This window comes from Allobosea sp. (assembly GCF_035944895.1).
GTDB lineage: Bacteria > Pseudomonadota > Alphaproteobacteria > Rhizobiales > Beijerinckiaceae > Allobosea.
Window position 1 is genome coordinate 805,517 of record NZ_DASZAT010000010.1, and the last position, 17,559, is coordinate 823,075.

The following is a 17,559-nucleotide window of genomic DNA, read 5'->3' on the forward strand; positions in this document are numbered from 1 at the left end:
ATCGGAACAGAACGATCCAATGTCAAGGCCGATCAGGCGCCGGCCTGCGGCTCCTGCCGTATGCTGACAGGAGCGGGCACTCCGAGCCGCTCGAGCTCGCCCAGCCCGTCCGCGAGGAGGCGGTTGCTCGCAGTCTCGATCTGCTCCTGCAACAGCGCGTGGAACGCCGCCTTGTCCATGCCCGGCTCAATCGCCGGCATGATCTCGACCTTGATCGTACCCGGCCGCTTGATCAGGCTGCGCCGCGGCCAGAACAGCCCGGCATTGAGCGCCACCGGCACGCAAGGCACGCCCAGCTCGGTGTAGAGATGGGTGACGCCGTATTTATAGGCCGGCTCGGCCCCGGCCGGCCGGCGCGTGCCCTCCGGAAAGATCATCAATTGGCGCCCGTTCTGGCCGAGTTCGACCTTGGCGCGTCGGGTCACGGCCTGCAGAGCCCGGCTGCGGGCACCGCGATCGACCGGAATCATCCTGAGCTTGAGCAGGCACCAGCCGAAGAAGGGCAGCCAGGTCAATTCGCGCTTGAGGATGTAGACCGGATTGCGGAACACCGTGATCAGCGCGAAGGTCTCCCAGGTCGACTGGTGCTTGGCCGCCATGATGATGCCGCCGGGCGGGATGTTCTCGACGCCCTTGATCTCGTAGCGCGTCCCCACGATCGCTCGCATCAGCCAGAGCGAAGTCTCGGCCCAGCGAAGCGCGATCATCAGCAGGAAACGTGGCGGCAGCACCATCGTCACCATGGCTGCGAGCACCCAGAATGCGAGATTCAGGTAAAAGGCGATGTTGAACAGGATCGAGCGGATCAGCAGCATGGTCCGCAAGAACCCCGGCAGCCGAGGCGCGTCAAGAGCCCGCCGGAAAGATCAGGCGCCGCGCGCCGGTGCCGGCGCCCGCGAGCGCTTGTCGTAGTCGGGGCCGATCAGCTCGCCCGGCTTGGGCGAGATCGGCTTGCGGCCGCCGATGATGACGGAGAGCCGCGAGGTCTCGGGGTCGGTCTCGAGCTTGCTGCGCAGCGCGGCGACCAGGTATTTGAGGTATTCCGGCACCAGCAGGCGGATCGCGTGCCAGTCGCGCCACCAGCCGGCGACATCGACCTGATCGGTCACCACCGGGTGCGGCACGAAGCGCACGCCGGGCATGGCATGGCGAAGCTCGAGCAGCGTGCGCGGCATGTGGTAGTTCGACGTCACCACCAACAGCGAGCGGAAATCGTGGCGGCGGACCCAGCGGCGCGTCTCGATGGCGTTGCCGATGGTGTTTCGGGCGCGATAATCGAGATCGACACAGCAGGTGAGCGCCTCGCGTGCGCTCGGGTTGAGCTTGGCCAGCTCCTCGCGGCCGGTCCGCTCGTTGACGCCGCTGATCAGCAGGCGCCGTCCGCGATCGGCATTGAGCAGGCTGACGGCGTCACCGATGCGCTGCGCTCCCCCGGTGACGACGACAATCGCATCGGTGCGCGGCGGCGAGCCGGCTTCGGTCAGCGACAGGCCGGTAGCGAACCGGACATAGCCGGCAGCCACGACGAAAGAGCCGAGAAGGAATGTCCAGAGCAGGAAACGGCGAAACCAGCGGCGCCGCGGGGGAGCAGGCGTCGTCATCGGTCGCAAGGCAGCCGGGCTGTCCTCAACGCAGGGAAAATGACCTTGCCGGGTTCCAAGCAGCACCATGAGATCGAAATACTAACGGCCCAATCGGGCACAATGACGGCATTCCCACAACCCCGCCGCGCGGCGAGTCAGCCCATTGCCCTGAGATAATGGCGCACCGTCAACCGCGAGACGAGTCCCGCGATCGTCGCGACCACGGCCGCGACCAGGATGACGACCGCATAGCCGGACCAGCCGATCTCGAAGGCGCCGAACAGCGCCTGCAACTGGTCGGCCTCGGGCGTCGCGCTCCAGGCCGAGGACAGGAATCCGAGCAGCGCGATCGCGATGATCGCCGCCAGTCCCCCGGCCGCACCGCCGCGCAGGCCGAGCGCGACGAAGCGCGTCTGGAATTCGCGGGCGATGAACTCGTCGGTCGCCCCCACGAAATGCAGCACCTCGACCGAGTCGCGGCTGCCGGCCATGGCGCCGCGCGTCGCGAAGGCGACGGCGAGTCCGGCCGCCACCAGCACCAGCAGCACCACCGCGACGCCCGCGAGGATGATCGTGCTGGCCATGGTCGAGAGCCGGCGAACCCAGAGCCTGTGGTCGTCGAGCGTCGCGCTCGGCACCTCGCGCCGCAATGTCTGGCCGAAGGCGACGAGTTCACTGGCGGAGGTCGAGGACAGCCGCAGCACGATCAAACGCGGGATCGGCAGCTCGACGAGGTCGAGTCCGGCGCCGAGCCAGGGCTCGAGCAGCTTGTCCGATTCGGCCTTCGCCATCGGCCTGGCCTCGGCGACACTCGGCACGGCGCGCGCCAGCTCGACTGCGCGGGCGATGTCCTGCTCGATGTTGCGGCGCGGATCGGGCCTGACCTGGATCGTCATCTCGTTGGCGACCGCGCCGCGCCATTGCTCGGAGGCACGGGCGGCGAGCAGCGCCGCGCCGGCACTCAGCGCCGCGAGGAAGGTCAGGATGGCGATGACGACGACAAGCGCACGCCCGGCAACCGAATCCACCGGCACCAGCGGCTGGTCACGGCGCAGGCTCGCCGGCAGGCGCTGGCCGCTGCGCGGCCGCTCATCCTCGGCCTCGTCCATGTCGAGGGGCTCAGGCATCGACATGCAGATGCCCATCCGCCAGCACCAGGCGCGGCGCGTCGTAGAGTTCCATCAGCGCGATGTCGTGGGTCGCGATCACCACCGCCGTTCCCAGCGACTGCAATTCCATGAACAGCCTGAGCAGACGCCGGCCAAGGCCGGGATCGACATTGCCGGTCGGCTCGTCGGCGAGCAGCAATTGCGGCCGGCTGATCAGGGCGCGCGCGATCGCCGCGCGCTGCTTCTCGCCGCCGGAGAGCACCGCCGGCACGGCATGCATGCGCTCGCCGAGCCCGACCCAGCGCAGCAGCTCGACCACCTCGGCGCGATAGCCCGCCTCCTCCTTGCCGAGAACGCGCAGCGGCAGCGCGACGTTCTCGTAGACGGTCAGGTGATCGAGCAGACGGAAATCCTGGAAGACGACGCCCATGCGCCGGCGAAAATCGGTCAACGTGGCGGCTTCGAGGCGCGAGACGTCCTGGCCGAAGAGATTGACCAGGCCGCGCGTCGGTTTGAGCGCCATCAGGACCAGGCGGATCAACGTAGTCTTGCCCGCGCCCGACGGCCCGGTCAGGTACTGGAAGGAGCGCGGCGCGATGCTGAAGTTGATGTCCTTCAGCACCTCCGGCCCCATCCCGTACCGCAAGCCGACATTCTCGAACCGAACCAACGCACTTCCTCTCGCTGATCTTTTCCGAATCGTGCCGGACGGACGCCGAGCCGACACGACCTTACACCGAGACCTCGCCCCGGCGGAAAGCGCCGGCAGGTTTTCCTCAGCCCTGCACGGCGCAGGGTTTACGCGACGTTAACCATAAATCGACCCTATGGGAGGCGGAGTGGCTGGCCGCACCCGCTTGCGCTTGCGCGCAGCGGCGAGAGGATCAGGCTCCGGACCGACATCCTCTGGGATGCAGCGCGGAGCGAGCATTTTTAAGGCCATGCAGATCGTCTGCCCCAACTGCGCCAGCCGGTATGAGATCGCCGAGGCCAAGATCGGGACCGGCGGTCGCAAGGTGCGCTGCGCCAGCTGCCAGACGACTTGGCAGATCGAGGCACCGCAGGCGCTCGAAGCGCAGCCGGCGCAGGAAGTCCTGCAATCCGACCTGGATGCGGCGATCCCGGAGCTTCCCAGTCCGCCCAGCGCCGAGCAGACCGCCGCCGAGCTGGAGGAGGAGCTGCGCCGCGCCGCCGAGATCGACGCCGATATCTCGGCGATCACGTCGGAGCAGGCTGAGCCTCCGCAGCCGGATGCGGCACGATCACAACCTACCAAGCGCAAGCGCGGCTGGGCGGCTCCCCGCAATCCGGCAGCGCACCTGTCATCTGCAGCAGCCGGCATCTTCGTCGCCGTCGGCCTCGCTGCTCTCGGCCTCGGCCTCTGGCAGCGCGAGCGCGTCGTCCGGATGGTGCCGCAATTCGCCGGGCTCTATGCAACGATCGGCTTGCCGGTGAACGTGCGCGGGCTCGCCTTCAGCGCCGTTGAGAGCGAACTGGTCCAGGATCCGCAGGGGCGCTTCCTCGTGGTCTCCGGCGACGTCACCAACATCGCCAAGGGCACGACCAAGGTGCCGCCGATCACGGTGATGGTGCAAAGCGAGGACGGTAAGGTGCTCTATAGCTGGACGACGGAACCACCGCGCCCGTCACTGGAGCCGGCGGAGTTGATGCATTTCCGCGCCCGCCTCGCCTCGCCGCCCAATGACGGGCGCTCGGTGCAATTGCGCTTCGGCACCGGCAGCCCGGACGGCATCGCCAGCCTCCATTGATCCCTCGGCTGGTTTCCACATCGCAGGGGTCCGGCCGCTTCAATTGTCCGTGCATGGACGCTATGACTGGTACCTGAAGAGTTTAGCCCGCGATCAAGGGGCTGCGCGGGCATGGGCTCGCGCCGAAAGGAACGGTCGTCGATGTCCCAGCCCAAGCGTATCCGCGTTCTCTACGACGAGGCGGCAATCGCCGCGCGTAATGCCGAAATGGCCGCCGAGATCGCCGCCAAAGCCGGCGAGGACCTGCTCGTCGTCGCGGTGCTGAAGGGCAGCTTCATGTTCGTCGCCGACCTGATCCGCGCCATGCATCGCGCCGGCATGAGCCCGCAGGTCGAGTTCGTCCATCTCTCGAGCTATCGCGCCGCCACGGTCTCCTCCGGCCAGGTCGAGATACTCAGGGATGTGCAGAGCGACGTCCGCGGCCGCCATGTCCTGCTCGTCGACGACATTCTCGAATCCGGCCGCACCCTCGCCTTCGCCAAGGACCTGCTCGCGGCGCGCGGCGCCGCCCGCGTCTCGACCGCCGTGCTGCTGGAGAAGCCGGCCAAGCGTGCCGTCAACATCGAAGCGGATTATGTCGGCTTCGAATGCCCCGATTATTTCGTCGTCGGCTACGGCATGGACGTCGCCCATTCCTATCGCCAATTGCCCTATGTCGGCGTGGTCGAGACCGCCGACCAGGCCGGCCTGCCGGGGATCTGAAGCGATGTCGCGCATTCTCGTGGTCGATGACGAGGAGAGCCTGCGTTCGCTGGTCGCGCGCGGCCTCGCCATGGACGGGCACGACTGCCTGACCGCCGGCGACGGCGCCGAGGCGCTTGACATCCTGCTGGCCGAGCAGGGCCATTTCGACCTGCTGCTCACCGATATCCGGATGCCACTGATGGACGGCATCGCGCTGGCGCTCGCCGCCAAGCAGCACTTCCCCGACCTCACCATCATGCTGATGACCGGCTATGCCGAGCAGCGCGAGCGGGCCAAGAGCCTAGAGACCATCGTCTCCGAGGTGATGACCAAGCCCTTCACCATCGCCGAACTGCGCGAAACGGTGCTGCGCGTGATCGAGCGCTCGATCGGGTGAGTAGTCGCGAGGCTAGCGATTCAGCCACCAGATCGAGGCGTTGAGCAGGCTCGCGAACGCGACCCAGGCGAGATAGGGCACGAACAGGGCCATGGACAGTCGGTCGCTCAGCGCTGCGAAACAGCGCATCGTCCAGATCATCGCCGCCAGCAGCAACGTGATCACGACAAGCCCGCCTGCCGGGCTGTTCAGGCCGAAGAACACGCAGGACCAGAGCATGTTGAGCGCAAGCTGGACATGATAGGCGAGCAGCGTCTGCGCCTTGCCCGGCGTATCGACCGGCCGGCGAAGCGTGCGGAAGGCCGCCAGCGCCATCAGTGCGAACAGCGTCGTCCACACCGGCGCGAACAGCCAGTTCGGTGGGTTGAAGGGCGGCTTGGCGAGGCCTGCGTACCAGCTCGGAATCTGCGGCACCGTCACGGCGCTGCCGATCACGGAGGCCGCGACGACCGGCAGGATGGCGAAGAGTGCGGCAAGCCACACATTCAGCTGACGATCGGTGTTGCCTGACGATATGCTCATGCGGCGAGAATGGGGTGCGTCTGCGCGCCGCACAAGACGAGCCTCTTGCACTGCAGCAATTCAGATGAGATGAATCGTCTCACATAGTGGAAATCGGATCGCCCTCATGACCAAGCGCCCGCTGCACCCCCGTTCGCTCGCCGCCCAGGCCATGGGCAAGATCGACCCGCTGACCAAGGCCGTGGTGCCGCCGATCCACGTCTCCACCACCTATATCCGCGACGAGGACAACGCCTACTCCTCCGGCTTCATCTATGGCCGGCCGGACAATGAGACCGTGCATGAGGCGCAGGCCGTGCTCGCCATGCTGGAGGAGGCCAAGGCCGGCGCCCTGCTGTTCGGCTCGGGAATGGCCGCGGCGACCGCCGTCTTCCAGGCGCTCTCGCCGGGCGATCATGTCGTCGCCTCCAAGGTGATGTACTGGGCTCTGCGCGCCTGGCTGCTGACCGAGGCGACGCGCTGGGGGCTGAAGATCGACTTCGTCGAAACCGACGATCTCGCCAGACTCAAGGAAGCCGTGAAGCCCGGCGTCACCAAGCTGATCTGGGCCGAGACCCCGTCCAATCCGCTCTGGACCATCACCGACATCACTGCAGTCGCCGAGATCGCCCATGCCGCCGGCGCGAAGCTCGCGGTCGATTCGACCTGCGCCTCGCCGGTTCATACCCGGCCGCTGACGCTCGGCGCCGACATCGTCATGCATGCCGCGACCAAGGTGCTGAACGGCCATTCCGACGTCGTCGCCGGCGCGCTCTGCGCCAATGCCGATGACGAATTCTGGGCCCGGATCAAGACCGTGCGCAAGGGCCAGGGCGGCATCCTCGGGCCGTTCGAGGCCTATCTCCTGATGCGCGGCATGCGCACGCTCCATGTCCGGCAGGAGCGTCAGTCCGCCTCGGCCCTGGCGCTGGCGCAGAAGCTTTCAGCGCACCCGCTGGTCTCGCGCGTGCTCTATCCTGGCCTGCCGCAGCATCCCGGCCACGACATCGCTGCCCGCCAGATGGAAGGCGGCTTCGGCTTCATGCTCTCGGTCCAGGTGATTGGCGGCGAGGCGGCGGCAGTCAGGTCGGCCGCCCATGTCGAGCTCTACAAGCGCGCGACCTCGCTGGGCGGCGTCGAGAGCCTGATCGAGCACCGCGCCTCGATCGAGGGCGCCGGCTCGCCCTGCCCGCCCGATCTGCTGCGCCTCTCGACCGGCATCGAGGATGTCGAAGACCTCTATGCCGATCTCGACCAGGCGCTGAAGGCCGGGCACGCTTGAACGGCTCGGCTTTCGCGCGGCGGCTCTAGAGCATTTTCGAGCGAAGTGGACACCGGTTCGCGTGAAGAAAATGCGATAAAACAAAGGCCTGGAGCAATTTCGCGATTCGGAGAATTGCGGAATTACTCTAGCCAGCCTTGAGTCGAACGAGGTCGGCAGCATCGCGCCGCCGATCCGACGACGGCCAGCTATGGGCCAGGAATTCCGTGTCGTCCGCGCTGACCGCAACCTGGTCGCGGCCGCCCCGCTTGGCTGCATACAGCGCCTTGTCCGCGTCGAGCAGAAGCGTGTCGAAATCGATGACGACGTCCTCGGAATAGGCGACGCCGGCGCTGGTCGTGCTTGTGAACGCGCCGCCTTCCCCGCTGAAATGGCGCTTGGCTAGGCGCCTGCGCACGCCATCGGCCAGTTTCGCAGCCGTGATGAGCGAGGCTCCCGGCAACAGCAACGCGAATTCCTCGCCGCCAAGCCGCGCGGCAAGCCCCCGCGATCGGCAAGACAGCGCCAGGATCTTCCCGAAGCTTCGCAGCACGTCGTCGCCTGCCGGATGACCATGGACATCGTTGGTCGCCTTGAAGTGGTCCATGTCGAAAACGACGAGCGCGGCGGGACCTTTGATGTCGCCCGCAATACGGCGGAGCAGCGCCCGCCGGTTGAGCAGGCCGGTCAGCGGATCGGTCTCGGCATCGCGCTTGTGGCTGCGTGCCAACCGCGCCTGGTTGAGCGCCAGGGAAAGCGCGCCGATGCCGGAAAGGGTCGCCAGGCAGACAACGATATTGAGATCTTCGGCCCAGTTCGACGGAGCCTGCGACAGGAGCCATTCACCATCCTGCAGCAGCAGGATGGCGCAGGGAACGAAGGAGAGCCCCGTCACGACATAAAGAGCCGTCAGCAGCGGGATGGCCAACCGGGCTTCGGCCCGCCCGAGCCAGTAGTCCCAGGCCGTGACGAGAAGGATGATCGTCGCGGCCACATTGAGCATGACGATGGCAGCGCCGTTATAGCCGGCCAGCATCGGCACGGCCATGACGAGCGACGATGCGGTCGCCATGATGGCCATGCTGCGCCAGGGCAGAATGCCGGTGCGGAACTCCCGGCCGGCCCCGAACACGAAGGCGAGGCCAGCCAGCAGGATCGTGTATCCGGCGGCGCCGACAGCCGGCGACATGGTCTGGGCGTACCAGCTGTAGATCAGCACGCCGAGCGCCATGAACGCCACGCCGAATGTCCAGGCTATCAGGAAACGCTCCGTCCTGGAGGCAAGCCAGCTGACGAAAAAGGTGATCGCCAACCCGCAGCCGGAAAGAGCAAAGGCCGTCAGCAGCGAATGGTAGTCCAGCGGCAAGGCATACTCTGGAGTAGTTGGCGGGAGGCGCGCAGGTTATGGAGCGGCTGCCGTTGCGAAAAGTTTAAACCGACTGCGTGGATTCCGAGCTATCGCGGCAGAGAATGATCCGGATCCGCGTCGGGCCAAGCCTCCTGCCTCGCATCAGAACCAGATGCCCTTCGCCGTCGTCAGCAATTGCCGGCGCTCGGCGAGGCCGTTCAGGCCACCATTGATCAACTGGGTGACGCGAGCCGCATCGTCGCGGTCGGCGGCGGCGTTGATCTTGCGATCGCGCCAATAGGCGAAGGCGATCTGCACCGAGATGCGTGGATCGAGCGCCAGCTCCGGCCGCCCCTCCAGATCGACGTTCAGCATCCGGCCGATACGCTTGTAGTTGGCGCGGCCGGTGAGCTGGAAGATGCCGCGCCCATGATAGCGGGCGCCGTCGCCGGGCTCGGTGTTGCCGAGATCCTCGCGGCCTTCGTATTTGGCGAACTGCTTCTTCCCGCCCTTCTCCTCGAGCGTGCGGAAACGATCGCTCTCGAAAGCCGCCTGCGCCAGGAAATGGCAGACGCGCAGCGGCGTCGTTATGTCGGCCTCGGCCGCAAGCCGCGCGAAATGCAGGCTGATATTGCCCATGATATCGGCCTTGCCGATCGGCGCGAGGCGCGAGAGCCGCTCGAAGGTGACGGCAAGATCCGGCTGCCGCGGAACCTGCGGCTCCTCGACCGGTAGGTTTTCGGCTGGCGATCCCTGCATTGACATGGCGGCACTCCTGTTGCGCGTTTGCGCAAGTATGCACCGGTTTCGCGGCACGGGGATAAGTTCGCCGATCGGACCGTCATGGCCCTGAAACAGCCGGCGTCTAGCGAGAGCGCCCGCCCCAAGGAACGCCCGCCATGACCGACGACACCGCTCTCAATCGCCGCGCATTGCTCGCCGGCTTCGGCACTGCCGTTCTCGCTGCCGCCGCGGCAGCGCCCGCCCTCGCCCGCTCGCTGCCCTCCCTGCCGACCAGCAACCTTGCCACCGACACCGGCTATTGGGATGCGATCCGGCGCCTCTACAGCGTCACGCCCGACATGGTGAACCTCGAGAACGGCTATTGGGGCATCATGGCCGAGCCGGTGAAGGCCGAATACAAGCGCCTGACCGACTTCGTGAATTTCGAGAACACCGTCTACGCCCGCAGCAAGATCGGCCAGGACCTCGACGATGTCCGCACGCCGGTCGCCGCCTTCCTCGGCGTCGCCCGCGAGGAGATCGCGCTGACCCGCGGTGCCACCGAGGCGCTGCAGACACTGATCGCCGGCTACAACAAGCTGAAGCCCGGCGACGGCGTGCTCTATGCCGATCTCGACTATGATTCGATGCAGTACGCGATGAACTGGCTGAAGAACCGACGCGGGGTCGAGGTCGCCAGGTTCGACATCCCCGAGCCGGCGACCAAGGCCAATGTGCTTGCCGCCTATGAGGCCGCGCTCAACGCCAATCCGAAGACCAGGCTGCTGCTGCTCACCCATATCAGCCACCGCACCGGGCTGATGATGCCGGTCAGGGAGCTCGCCGCCATGGCCAAGGCCCGCGGCATCGACGTGATCCTCGACGCGGCCCATAGCTGGGGCCAGGTCGACTTCAAGGCCAGGGACCTCGGCGTCGACTTCATCGGCTTCAACCTGCACAAATGGATCGGTGCGCCGCTCGGCGTCGGCCTGATCTACATCGCCCGCGAGCGCCTGGCCGATATCGACACTCATTACGGCGACGAGGACTTCAAGGCGGACGATGTCCGCTCGCGCATCCACACCGGCACGGCGAATTTCGCCGCCCAGCTCACCATCCCGGCCGCACTCGCCTTGCACCAGGAAGTCGGGCCGCAGGCCAAGGAAGCCCGCTATCGTCATCTGCGCAACTACTGGGTCAGCAGGGCGCGCGAACTCAAGGGCGTCGAGATCCAGACGCCTGACGATCCCGAGATGGTCGCCGGCATCACCTCCTTCGCGCTGACCGGCAAGCGCTCGGCCGCCGACTGCAACGCCGTCGTCGCGGCGCTGCGCGACCAGCACAAGGTGATGACGGTTCGCCGCGGCGGCGTCGCCAAGGGCAACACCATCCGCATCTCGCCGGCGCCCTATCTGACAGAAGCCGATCTCGACCGCTTCATCGCGGCGCTCGCGATCGTCTCGGGCAACCGGGCGGGGTGAGCAAGTAGGCCGTCATTCTCGGGCGGAGCGAAGCACAGACCCGAGAAGCCCATGACGAGAAGGCGCTGTCTCGCGCCTCCTCTTGCCTGAGATGCTCGGGCCAAGCCCGAGCATGACGCGGGGCCGTCAGATCAATTCCGCCTCAGCAGGCGCTCGAGATAATCGAGCTCCTCGGTCGGGCGCAGCGGATCGCCAAGGCGGCGCCGCAGCTCCTCGAGGATGCGCCGCGCCCGCTGCGTCGCGCTCTCGTCGGCGCCCGGCACCCGCACGCGGCCATCGGCCCAGTCGCGCTGGCGCTGCGGCCGCCCCAGCGGGTCGTTGTTGTCGCGTTGCTGCGCCGAAGGCCGGCCCGCGGGGCGCCCATCCGGATCGCCATAGGCGTTGTCGTTGCCCTCGCCCTCGCCGGGCTCGCCCTGCATCTGCTGGGCGAGATTCTGGCCGCCCTTGCGCAGCGCATCGAGCGCCCGCCCCTGCGAGTCGACCGCCTCCCCCTCCTGGCCCTGGCCGAGCTGGCCTTCCGCCTCGCGCATCGCGTCCTCGGCCTCGCCTAGCTCGCCGGGGTCGGCGCCCATGCCGCGCATGCGCCGCTGCAGCTCCTGCAGCCGCTCGCGCAGGGCCTGCTGGCGCTGCGACAAGCCTTGCTGCCCTTGGCCCTGCCCGCCTTCGGCGTTCTGGCCGTCCTCCCCCTCGCCGTCCTCGCCCGGCTGCTGCCCGGGTTGCTGGCCACGCTGCCCGCGCTGGCCCTGCTGCCCTTGCTGGCGCTGGCCCTGCTGGCCGGGGCGCGCCTGCTGCTGGCCAGGACGGCGGCCCTGCTGGGTACGGTTCTGGTTCTGCTGGTCTTGCTGGTAGGTCTCGTCGCGCAATTGCTGCTGCTCGCGCGTCATCCGGTCGAGATCGCCCAGCGCCTGGTTCATCTCGCGCTGACGCGGGTCCTGCTGGCCGGGGCGCGCCGTCTTGAGGTTGTTGAGGAGATTGTTCAGCTCCTCCATCAGGCGCTGCGCCTCGGCCATGTCGCCGCGCTTGGTCAGCTCCTCGATGCGGTTGAGCATGTTCTGCAGGTCGCGCGGCGTCACCGTGCGGAAATTCTCAGGCAATTGCGCCTGGTTCTGCTCGCCATTCTGCTGCTGGCGCTGCCATTGCTGCGCAAGCTCGCGCATGTACTGGTCCATCGCGCGGCGCAGCTCTTCGGTGAGCTTCTTCATCTCCTCTTCCGAGGCGCCGCGCTCCAACGCCTGCGCCAGGTTCTCCTGCGCAGCCCTGAGCGCCTTTTCGGCATCGGAGAGATCGCCATCCTCGAGCTGCAGCGCGAGCGCCCACATCATCTCGGCGGCGTCGCGCAGCTGATCATCGCTGGCGGCGCGGCGCAGCCGCTCGCCGATCATGCGCATGCCCAGATAGACGCCGGTCTCCTTCATGAAGCGATCCGGCTCGATCATCAGCGCGTCGAGCGCAAGCTGGACCTTCCTGCGATTGTCGACGTCCATGACGAGCTTGCGCCGCTGCTCGACCAGCGCCTTGGCCAGCGGCTTGGTGAAGGTCCGCTGCGGCAGCACGACCTCGACGGTCTCGCTGCGGCCTTCCTGCCCGGTCTCGTCGCGCGCCAGGAGGCTCATATTGACCTTGGCGCCGGCCCAGGGATGGGCCGAGAAATCGACCGTGCTCTTCATCTCGTCGTCACCGGAGCCTGACGGCGGTACCGGCAGCATTTGCTTGGGCGCCTCGACCAGCGAGCGGCCGCCCGTGATCGGGCCGACGCGCGAGACCAGCACCTCGGCCGAGGCGATGCCGTAATCGTCCTTGGCGCGATAGCTGAGGCCGAGCCCACCCTGTACGCCGCTGACGGCCTTGGGCGACTCGGCGAAGGCGATCTCCGGCTTCTGATCGATGATCGCGTGCAGGCTCAAGGTCTGCGCCGGAGCACCCGAGCCGGTGATGCGCAAGGTGCCGTCGCCAGCGACCAGATAGCGCTTCTCGGTCACCGCAATCGTGTTCGTCGGCGCGGCCTTCGTCTCGACCGGTTTGGCTTCCCCAGGCTTGCCCTCGACGGGCACGGCGTCGAGCCGGCCTGTGGTCGCGACGTCCATGCCGCTCTTGCCGGCGATGCGCACCACCACCGTCGACTTCTCGGGCACGTTGAAATTCGGGCTGGCGAGCTTGGCGAAGTCGATCAGGATCGGCGGCATGCGCGTATAGGCGGGCGGGTCGATCCAGGCGTCGATCCGGACGGCCGCGGCGGCCAGCGCCGGCCCACGCCAGTCGAAGGCGGCGGCGAGCCGCGGCAGGGCCTCATGTCCGGCGACGAAGAAGCCGGCGACGGCTGCAACCAGCGGCGCGGCGCGCAGCGCCCGCCTGTCGCGCCCTGCCATGTGCGGCTGCGGCGGCGCGACCTTCAGCGCCGCGACATGGGCGCTCTGGCGCTGCAGATGCAGCGTCCACAGCGCCTGCGAGACCGGATCCTTGCCGCCGACCGCGAGCGTATCCTCAAGCGAGGTCGCGGGACGGTGAGCCCCATCCATCGAATGATCGAGCCGGGCGAGCGCCTCGCGACGGCTGGGCCAGCGGCCGGTGACAGCCGGCCAGAAGCTTCCCAGCAGGAGCAGAGCAAAAATGGCGGAGCCGGCAGCCCGGCCCCACCAGGGCAGGTGCAGCCAGAGCCCGAACCAGGAAACGGCGAGGAAGGCGAGGACGACGCAGAGCGGTGCCCACAGCTTCGGCCAGAGGCGCTCCCAGGCGAGAGACAGCCGCGAGGCCGCAGTGAGCCGCTCCAGCCGCTTGCGGATCGTACCAACCGAATCTGGCGCCGTGCGGCGCGGTGCTTCGCTCATCCGATGCTCCGAGCCGCCCCCCGCGGCGCCTCTCTTGGCTTCATCGATCGAGCGGAGAGGCTAGCACGTGATTGTGGCGTGACCAGCACCCAGGCACGATGCCCCACAGGCGCTCCGCTTATTGTGAAGCAGGTTCAGGGCAGCCAGGGCGGTGCACGATCCGTGCCGATCAGCTCTTCATAGGTCTGGCGCGGCCGCGTCACCGCGAATTTGTCGCCCTTCACCAGCACCTCGGCGACCAGCGGGCGCTGGTTGTAGGTCGACGACATGCTGGCGCCATAGGCACCGGCGGTCATGAATGCGATGAGGTCGCCCGGTTTCAACGCGGCAAGTTCACGCCCGGTGGTGAAGGTGTCGCCTGATTCGCAGATCGGCCCGACCACGTCATAGGCGACCGTCTTCGCGCTTTCCGCCGGCTCCGCCACCGGCCAGATCTCGTGATAGGCCTCGTACATCGCCGGCCGCATCAGATCGTTCATCGCCGCATCGACGACGAGGAATTCCTTGGTCGGGCGCGGATTGAGATGGAGCACCTTCGTCAGCAGGATGCCGGCATTGCCGACGATCAGGCGTCCCGGCTCGAAGCCGAGCTCGGCGTCGAGCCCTTGCATCAGCTTGGCGACCATTTCGGCATAGGCTTCGATCAGCCCCGGCCCATGGTCGAAATCCCTGGGAACCTCGTAGGGGATGCCGAGCCCGCCGCCGAGGTCGAGCCGGTCGACGCGGTGCCCTTCGGCCCGCAGTGCCAGCACGAGGTCGCGCATCTTGGCATAGGCCGCCTCGAATGCTTCCGTCTCGCGGATCTGGCTGCCGATATGCACGGCGAGCCCCATGATGCGGACGCCCGCCATATTGGCGGCGCGGGCATAGAGCCGGTGCACCTCCTCGAAGGAGACGCCGAACTTGTTGGCCGAGGAGCCCGTGGTGATCTTGGCGTGGCCGCCGGCGCCGATGTCGGGATTGACCCGGAACACCGCCTCCTGGCGCTTGCCCAGCCGCTGCGCCACCTTCGACAACAGGTCGAGCTCGCCCTCGGTCTCGATATTGACCTGGTAGATGCCGGCCTCGACGGCGAAGGCGAGCTCGCTCTCAGCTTTGCCGACGCCGGAGAAGACGATCTTGCTGGCCGGGAAGCCGGCAGCCAGCGCCTTGCGGATCTCGCCCTCGGAGACCGTGTCGGCGCCGGCCCCGAGCGCGGCGAGCGTCTTCAGCACGCCGAGATTGCTGTTCGCCTTCATGGCGTAGAAGACATGGGCCGGCTTGCCCGGTGCGGTCGACGCCATGGCCGCCTCATAGAGGCGATAATGCCGCTCGATCGTCGCCGAGGAATAGACATAGACCGGCGTTCCGACCTGATCCACGATCTCGCGCAGGTCGACATCCTCGGCGAAAAGCGCGCCGTCGCGATAGGCGAAATGATGCATCGAAGGTCCGGAAGGCTGTCAGAGCAACGGGTCGAGCACGAAGGGCTTCTCGGGAACCTCGATCGCCTTGTTTCGCTTCGGCGGCTTGCCGAGCGGCGAAGCCTCCGAAGCGTTGAAGCTGTTCTCGACGGCGCCCGTCTGCTGATCCGGCAGGTCGATCGCATTCTTGGCGTTCGGCGGAGGCTCCAGCGGCCCGCGGCGGCCGCAAGCCGCGAGCGCGAGGCCGAGCAGGCCGACCACCAGCACGGTGCGGCCGAATTTCAGGCGGGATTGCGGCACGAACGATGATCCTTAGGCGAAGCTTCGGAACGAGTGTAGCGAATGGCGCGCAAGCTTGCGAGCTTTTGCGCCGGGATCATGGCTGCGGCTTCGCGTCCTTGGCGAGCTGCTTCAGCCAGCGCTTGGCCTGCCGCTTCACATTGGCGGGAGCGGTGCCGCCATAGCTGGTGCGGCTCTTCACCGAGCGTTCGACGCCGAGCACGGCGAAGATCTCGTCGGAAATCTTCGGCTCGACCTCCTGCATCTCGGCGAGCGAGAGCTTCTCCAGCCCGACGCCCTTGGCGGAAGCGATGCCGACGAGCCGGCCGGTGACGTGGTGGGCGTCGCGGAACGGCATCTTCAGCACGCGCACCAGCCAGTCGGCGAGATCGGTGGCAGTGGCGTAGCCGAGGCCGGCCGCCTTCTTCATCGTCCTCAGGTCCGGCTGCATGTCGCGGACCATGCCGGCGCTCGCGGCGAGGCAGAGCGACAGGGTCTGCACCGCATCGAAAGTGCCTTCCTTGTCCTCCTGCATGTCCTTCGAATAGGTCAGCGGCAGGCCCTTCATCATCGTCAGCAGGCCCTGCAGCGCACCGAAGACGCGGCCTGCCTTGCCGCGCACCAGCTCGGCCGCGTCGGGATTGCGCTTCTGCGGCATGATCGAGGAGCCGGTCGAGAACTTGTCGGAGAGCTTGACGAAGCCGAATTGCGGCGTCGCCCACAGCACGATCTCCTCGGCCAGGCGCGACAAATGCATGGCGCAGATCGAGGCGGCCGACAGCGTCTCCAGCACGAAATCGCGATCCGAGACCGAATCCAGCGAGTTAGCCGTCGGGCGGGAAAAGCCGAGCGCCTTGGCGGTCATGTGCCGGTCGATCGGGAAGGAGGTGCCGGCGAGCGCAGCGGCGCCGAGCGGGCATTCGTTCATGCGCTCGCGGGCATCACGAAGACGGCCGCGATCGCGCGCCAGCATCTCGACATAGGCGAGCAAATGATGGCCGAAGGTGACTGGCTGCGCCGACTGCAGATGGGTGAAGCCCGGCATCACTGCCCCCGCATAGGTATCTGCCTTCTCGGCGAGCGCGAGCTGGAGGTCGGCGACCTGCTCGTCGAGCTGGTCGAGCGCATCACGCACCCACAAGCGCATGTCGGTCGCGACCTGGTCATTGCGCGAGCGGGCGGTGTGCAAGCGCCCGGCGGCGAGCCCGATCCGGTCCTTGAGATTGCTCTCGATATTCATGTGGATGTCTTCGAGCGCGCGCGAGAACGTGAAGCGCCCGGCCTCGATCTCGGCCTCGATGCCCTTGAGTCCGGCGGAGATCACGTCCACGTCGTCCTTCGTCAGGATGCCGGTCTCAGCCAGCATGGCGGCGTGCGCCAGCGAGCCGCGGATATCCTGGCGCCACAGGCGCTGGTCGAAATCGATGGAGGCATTGATCTCCTCCATGATGGCGTCGGGACCTGTGGCGAAACGCCCACCCCACATGCGGTTGCTCACGGCGGTCTTTCCTGCTCTTCAAGGACGCGCGATGACGTCTCGGTCGAAAATAGTGGCGGCTTGCGGGGCCCTGGCGCTGCTGGTGCTCGGCGGCGCAGGGGCCTTCTACTCCGTCCGGGGTGGAGCCGGCAATTCCGTCTGCAGCGCCGCCGCGACGAAGGTCGAGACGCTGCGCCCCCTCGCGAAAGGCGAGGTCGCGGGCGTCGAAGTCGCCAAGCAGCCGGCGCTCCTGCCCGACCTCGCCTTCAACGGCCCGGACGGCAAGCCGATGAGCCTCGCCGCTTTCCGCGGCAAGACGGTGCTGGTCAACCTGTGGGCGACCTGGTGCCTGCCTTGCCTCACCGAGATGCCGGCGCTCGATGAGCTCCAGGGCGCGCTCGGCGGCCCCGATTTCGAGGTCGTGACGATCAACATCGACACGCGCCATCCCGACAAGCCGAAGAAGTGGCTGGCCGACAAGGCCATCACCCGCCTCGCCTATTATGCCGACCCGCAGGCCAAGGTCTTCCAGGACATCCGCTCCGTGAAGAAGGTCGAGGGCATGCCGATCAGCCTGCTGGTCGACCCGGCCGGCTGCGAGCTCGCTCTGCTGCAAGGGCCGGCCGAATGGGCCGGCGCCGACGCCAAGGCGCTGATCACGGCAGCGATCGGCCGGCGTTGAGCGGCGCGCGTCGTCGATCACGGCACTGACATCCACA

17 protein-coding genes are annotated in these 17,559 nt (G+C 67.3%); 6 read left to right on the forward strand and 11 right to left on the reverse strand.

Annotated features, from left to right (window positions below; genetic code table 11):
• Positions 1-32 precede the first annotated feature (32 nt).
• The 4 genes from VGV58_RS19500 to ftsE form a co-directional block, all read right to left on the reverse strand.
• Positions 33-815, reverse strand: coding sequence for a lysophospholipid acyltransferase family protein (locus VGV58_RS19500; protein ID WP_326875685.1), 783 nt, complete (start codon positions 813-815; stop codon positions 33-35).
• A 51-nt stretch (positions 816-866) separates the two neighbouring features.
• On the reverse strand, positions 867-1,601 hold the full coding sequence (locus VGV58_RS19505; RefSeq protein ID WP_326875686.1) for a YdcF family protein: 735 nt from the start codon (positions 1,599-1,601) through the stop codon (positions 867-869).
• Between the two features lie 137 nt (positions 1,602-1,738).
• On the reverse strand, positions 1,739-2,716 hold the full coding sequence (locus tag VGV58_RS19510; protein WP_326875687.1) for a cell division protein FtsX: 978 nt from the start codon (positions 2,714-2,716) through the stop codon (positions 1,739-1,741).
• Positions 2,703-3,362 carry a cell division ATP-binding protein FtsE gene (gene ftsE, locus VGV58_RS19515; protein ID WP_291678206.1) on the reverse strand — a complete coding sequence of 220 codons (660 nt, stop codon included), beginning with the start codon at positions 3,360-3,362 and terminating at the stop codon, positions 2,703-2,705. Before ftsE ends, VGV58_RS19510 begins: the two co-directional genes overlap by 14 nt.
• 271 nt (positions 3,363-3,633) lie before the next feature.
• Here ftsE and VGV58_RS19520 point away from each other — a divergent pair, with 271 nt between their 5' ends.
• The 3 genes from VGV58_RS19520 (at position 3,634) to VGV58_RS19530 (ending at position 5,542) form a co-directional block, all read left to right on the forward strand.
• On the forward strand, positions 3,634-4,461 hold the full coding sequence (locus VGV58_RS19520; protein ID WP_326875688.1) for a zinc finger domain-containing protein: 828 nt from the start codon (positions 3,634-3,636) through the stop codon (positions 4,459-4,461).
• Positions 4,462-4,602: 141 nt separating this feature from the next.
• Complete coding sequence (hpt, locus tag VGV58_RS19525; RefSeq protein ID WP_326875689.1) at positions 4,603-5,163, forward strand: hypoxanthine phosphoribosyltransferase; 561 nt, start codon at positions 4,603-4,605, stop codon at positions 5,161-5,163.
• Positions 5,164-5,167: 4 nt separating this feature from the next.
• On the forward strand, positions 5,168-5,542 hold the full coding sequence (locus VGV58_RS19530) for a response regulator (RefSeq protein WP_326875690.1): 375 nt from the start codon (positions 5,168-5,170) through the stop codon (positions 5,540-5,542).
• Positions 5,543-5,554: 12 nt separating this feature from the next.
• Here the strand turns inward: VGV58_RS19530 and VGV58_RS19535 are convergent, their stop codons facing one another.
• The gene (locus VGV58_RS19535; protein WP_326875691.1) at positions 5,555-6,025 is read right to left on the reverse strand and encodes a TspO/MBR family protein; all 471 of its coding nucleotides are present in this window, start codon (positions 6,023-6,025) and stop codon (positions 5,555-5,557) included.
• A gap of 145 nt (positions 6,026-6,170) precedes the next feature.
• Here VGV58_RS19535 and VGV58_RS19540 point away from each other — a divergent pair, with 145 nt between their 5' ends.
• Positions 6,171-7,325 carry a trans-sulfuration enzyme family protein gene (locus tag VGV58_RS19540; RefSeq protein ID WP_326875692.1) on the forward strand — a complete coding sequence of 385 codons (1,155 nt, stop codon included), beginning with the start codon at positions 6,171-6,173 and terminating at the stop codon, positions 7,323-7,325.
• Positions 7,326-7,452: 127 nt separating this feature from the next.
• Here VGV58_RS19540 and VGV58_RS19545 read toward each other — a convergent pair whose 3' ends face one another.
• Both VGV58_RS19545 and VGV58_RS19550 read right to left on the reverse strand, forming a co-directional pair.
• On the reverse strand, positions 7,453-8,670 hold the full coding sequence (locus VGV58_RS19545; RefSeq protein ID WP_326875693.1) for a GGDEF domain-containing protein: 1,218 nt from the start codon (positions 8,668-8,670) through the stop codon (positions 7,453-7,455).
• Positions 8,671-8,814: 144 nt separating this feature from the next.
• Positions 8,815-9,417 (reverse strand): glycoside hydrolase family 19 protein, encoded by a 603-nt coding sequence (locus VGV58_RS19550; protein ID WP_326875694.1) that lies wholly within the window; start codon positions 9,415-9,417, stop codon positions 8,815-8,817.
• A gap of 134 nt (positions 9,418-9,551) precedes the next feature.
• Here VGV58_RS19550 and VGV58_RS19555 point away from each other — a divergent pair, with 134 nt between their 5' ends.
• The gene (locus VGV58_RS19555) at positions 9,552-10,856 is read left to right on the forward strand and encodes an aminotransferase class V-fold PLP-dependent enzyme (RefSeq protein ID WP_326875695.1); all 1,305 of its coding nucleotides are present in this window, start codon (positions 9,552-9,554) and stop codon (positions 10,854-10,856) included.
• 131 nt (positions 10,857-10,987) lie between these two features.
• Here the strand turns inward: VGV58_RS19555 and VGV58_RS19560 are convergent, their stop codons facing one another.
• The 4 genes from VGV58_RS19560 to argH all read right to left on the reverse strand — a co-directional run bounded on the left by VGV58_RS19560 (position 10,988) and on the right by argH (position 16,861).
• Entirely contained in the window at positions 10,988-13,681 is a 2,694-nt protein-coding gene (locus VGV58_RS19560; protein WP_326875696.1) for a TIGR02302 family protein, read from the reverse strand.
• 134 nt (positions 13,682-13,815) lie between these two features.
• On the reverse strand, positions 13,816-15,105 hold the full coding sequence (lysA, locus tag VGV58_RS19565; RefSeq protein WP_326875697.1) for a diaminopimelate decarboxylase: 1,290 nt from the start codon (positions 15,103-15,105) through the stop codon (positions 13,816-13,818).
• Between the two features lie 18 nt (positions 15,106-15,123).
• Positions 15,124-15,384 carry an LPS translocon maturation chaperone LptM gene (gene lptM / locus VGV58_RS19570; RefSeq protein WP_326875698.1) on the reverse strand — a complete coding sequence of 87 codons (261 nt, stop codon included), beginning with the start codon at positions 15,382-15,384 and terminating at the stop codon, positions 15,124-15,126.
• 76 nt (positions 15,385-15,460) lie between these two features.
• Positions 15,461-16,861 (reverse strand): argininosuccinate lyase, encoded by a 1,401-nt coding sequence (gene argH, locus VGV58_RS19575; protein ID WP_326875699.1) that lies wholly within the window; start codon positions 16,859-16,861, stop codon positions 15,461-15,463.
• Positions 16,862-16,892: 31 nt separating this feature from the next.
• Here argH and tlpA point away from each other — a divergent pair, with 31 nt between their 5' ends.
• Complete coding sequence (tlpA, locus tag VGV58_RS19580; protein WP_326875700.1) at positions 16,893-17,522, forward strand: thiol:disulfide interchange protein TlpA; 630 nt, start codon at positions 16,893-16,895, stop codon at positions 17,520-17,522.
• Positions 17,523-17,559 lie beyond the last annotated feature (37 nt).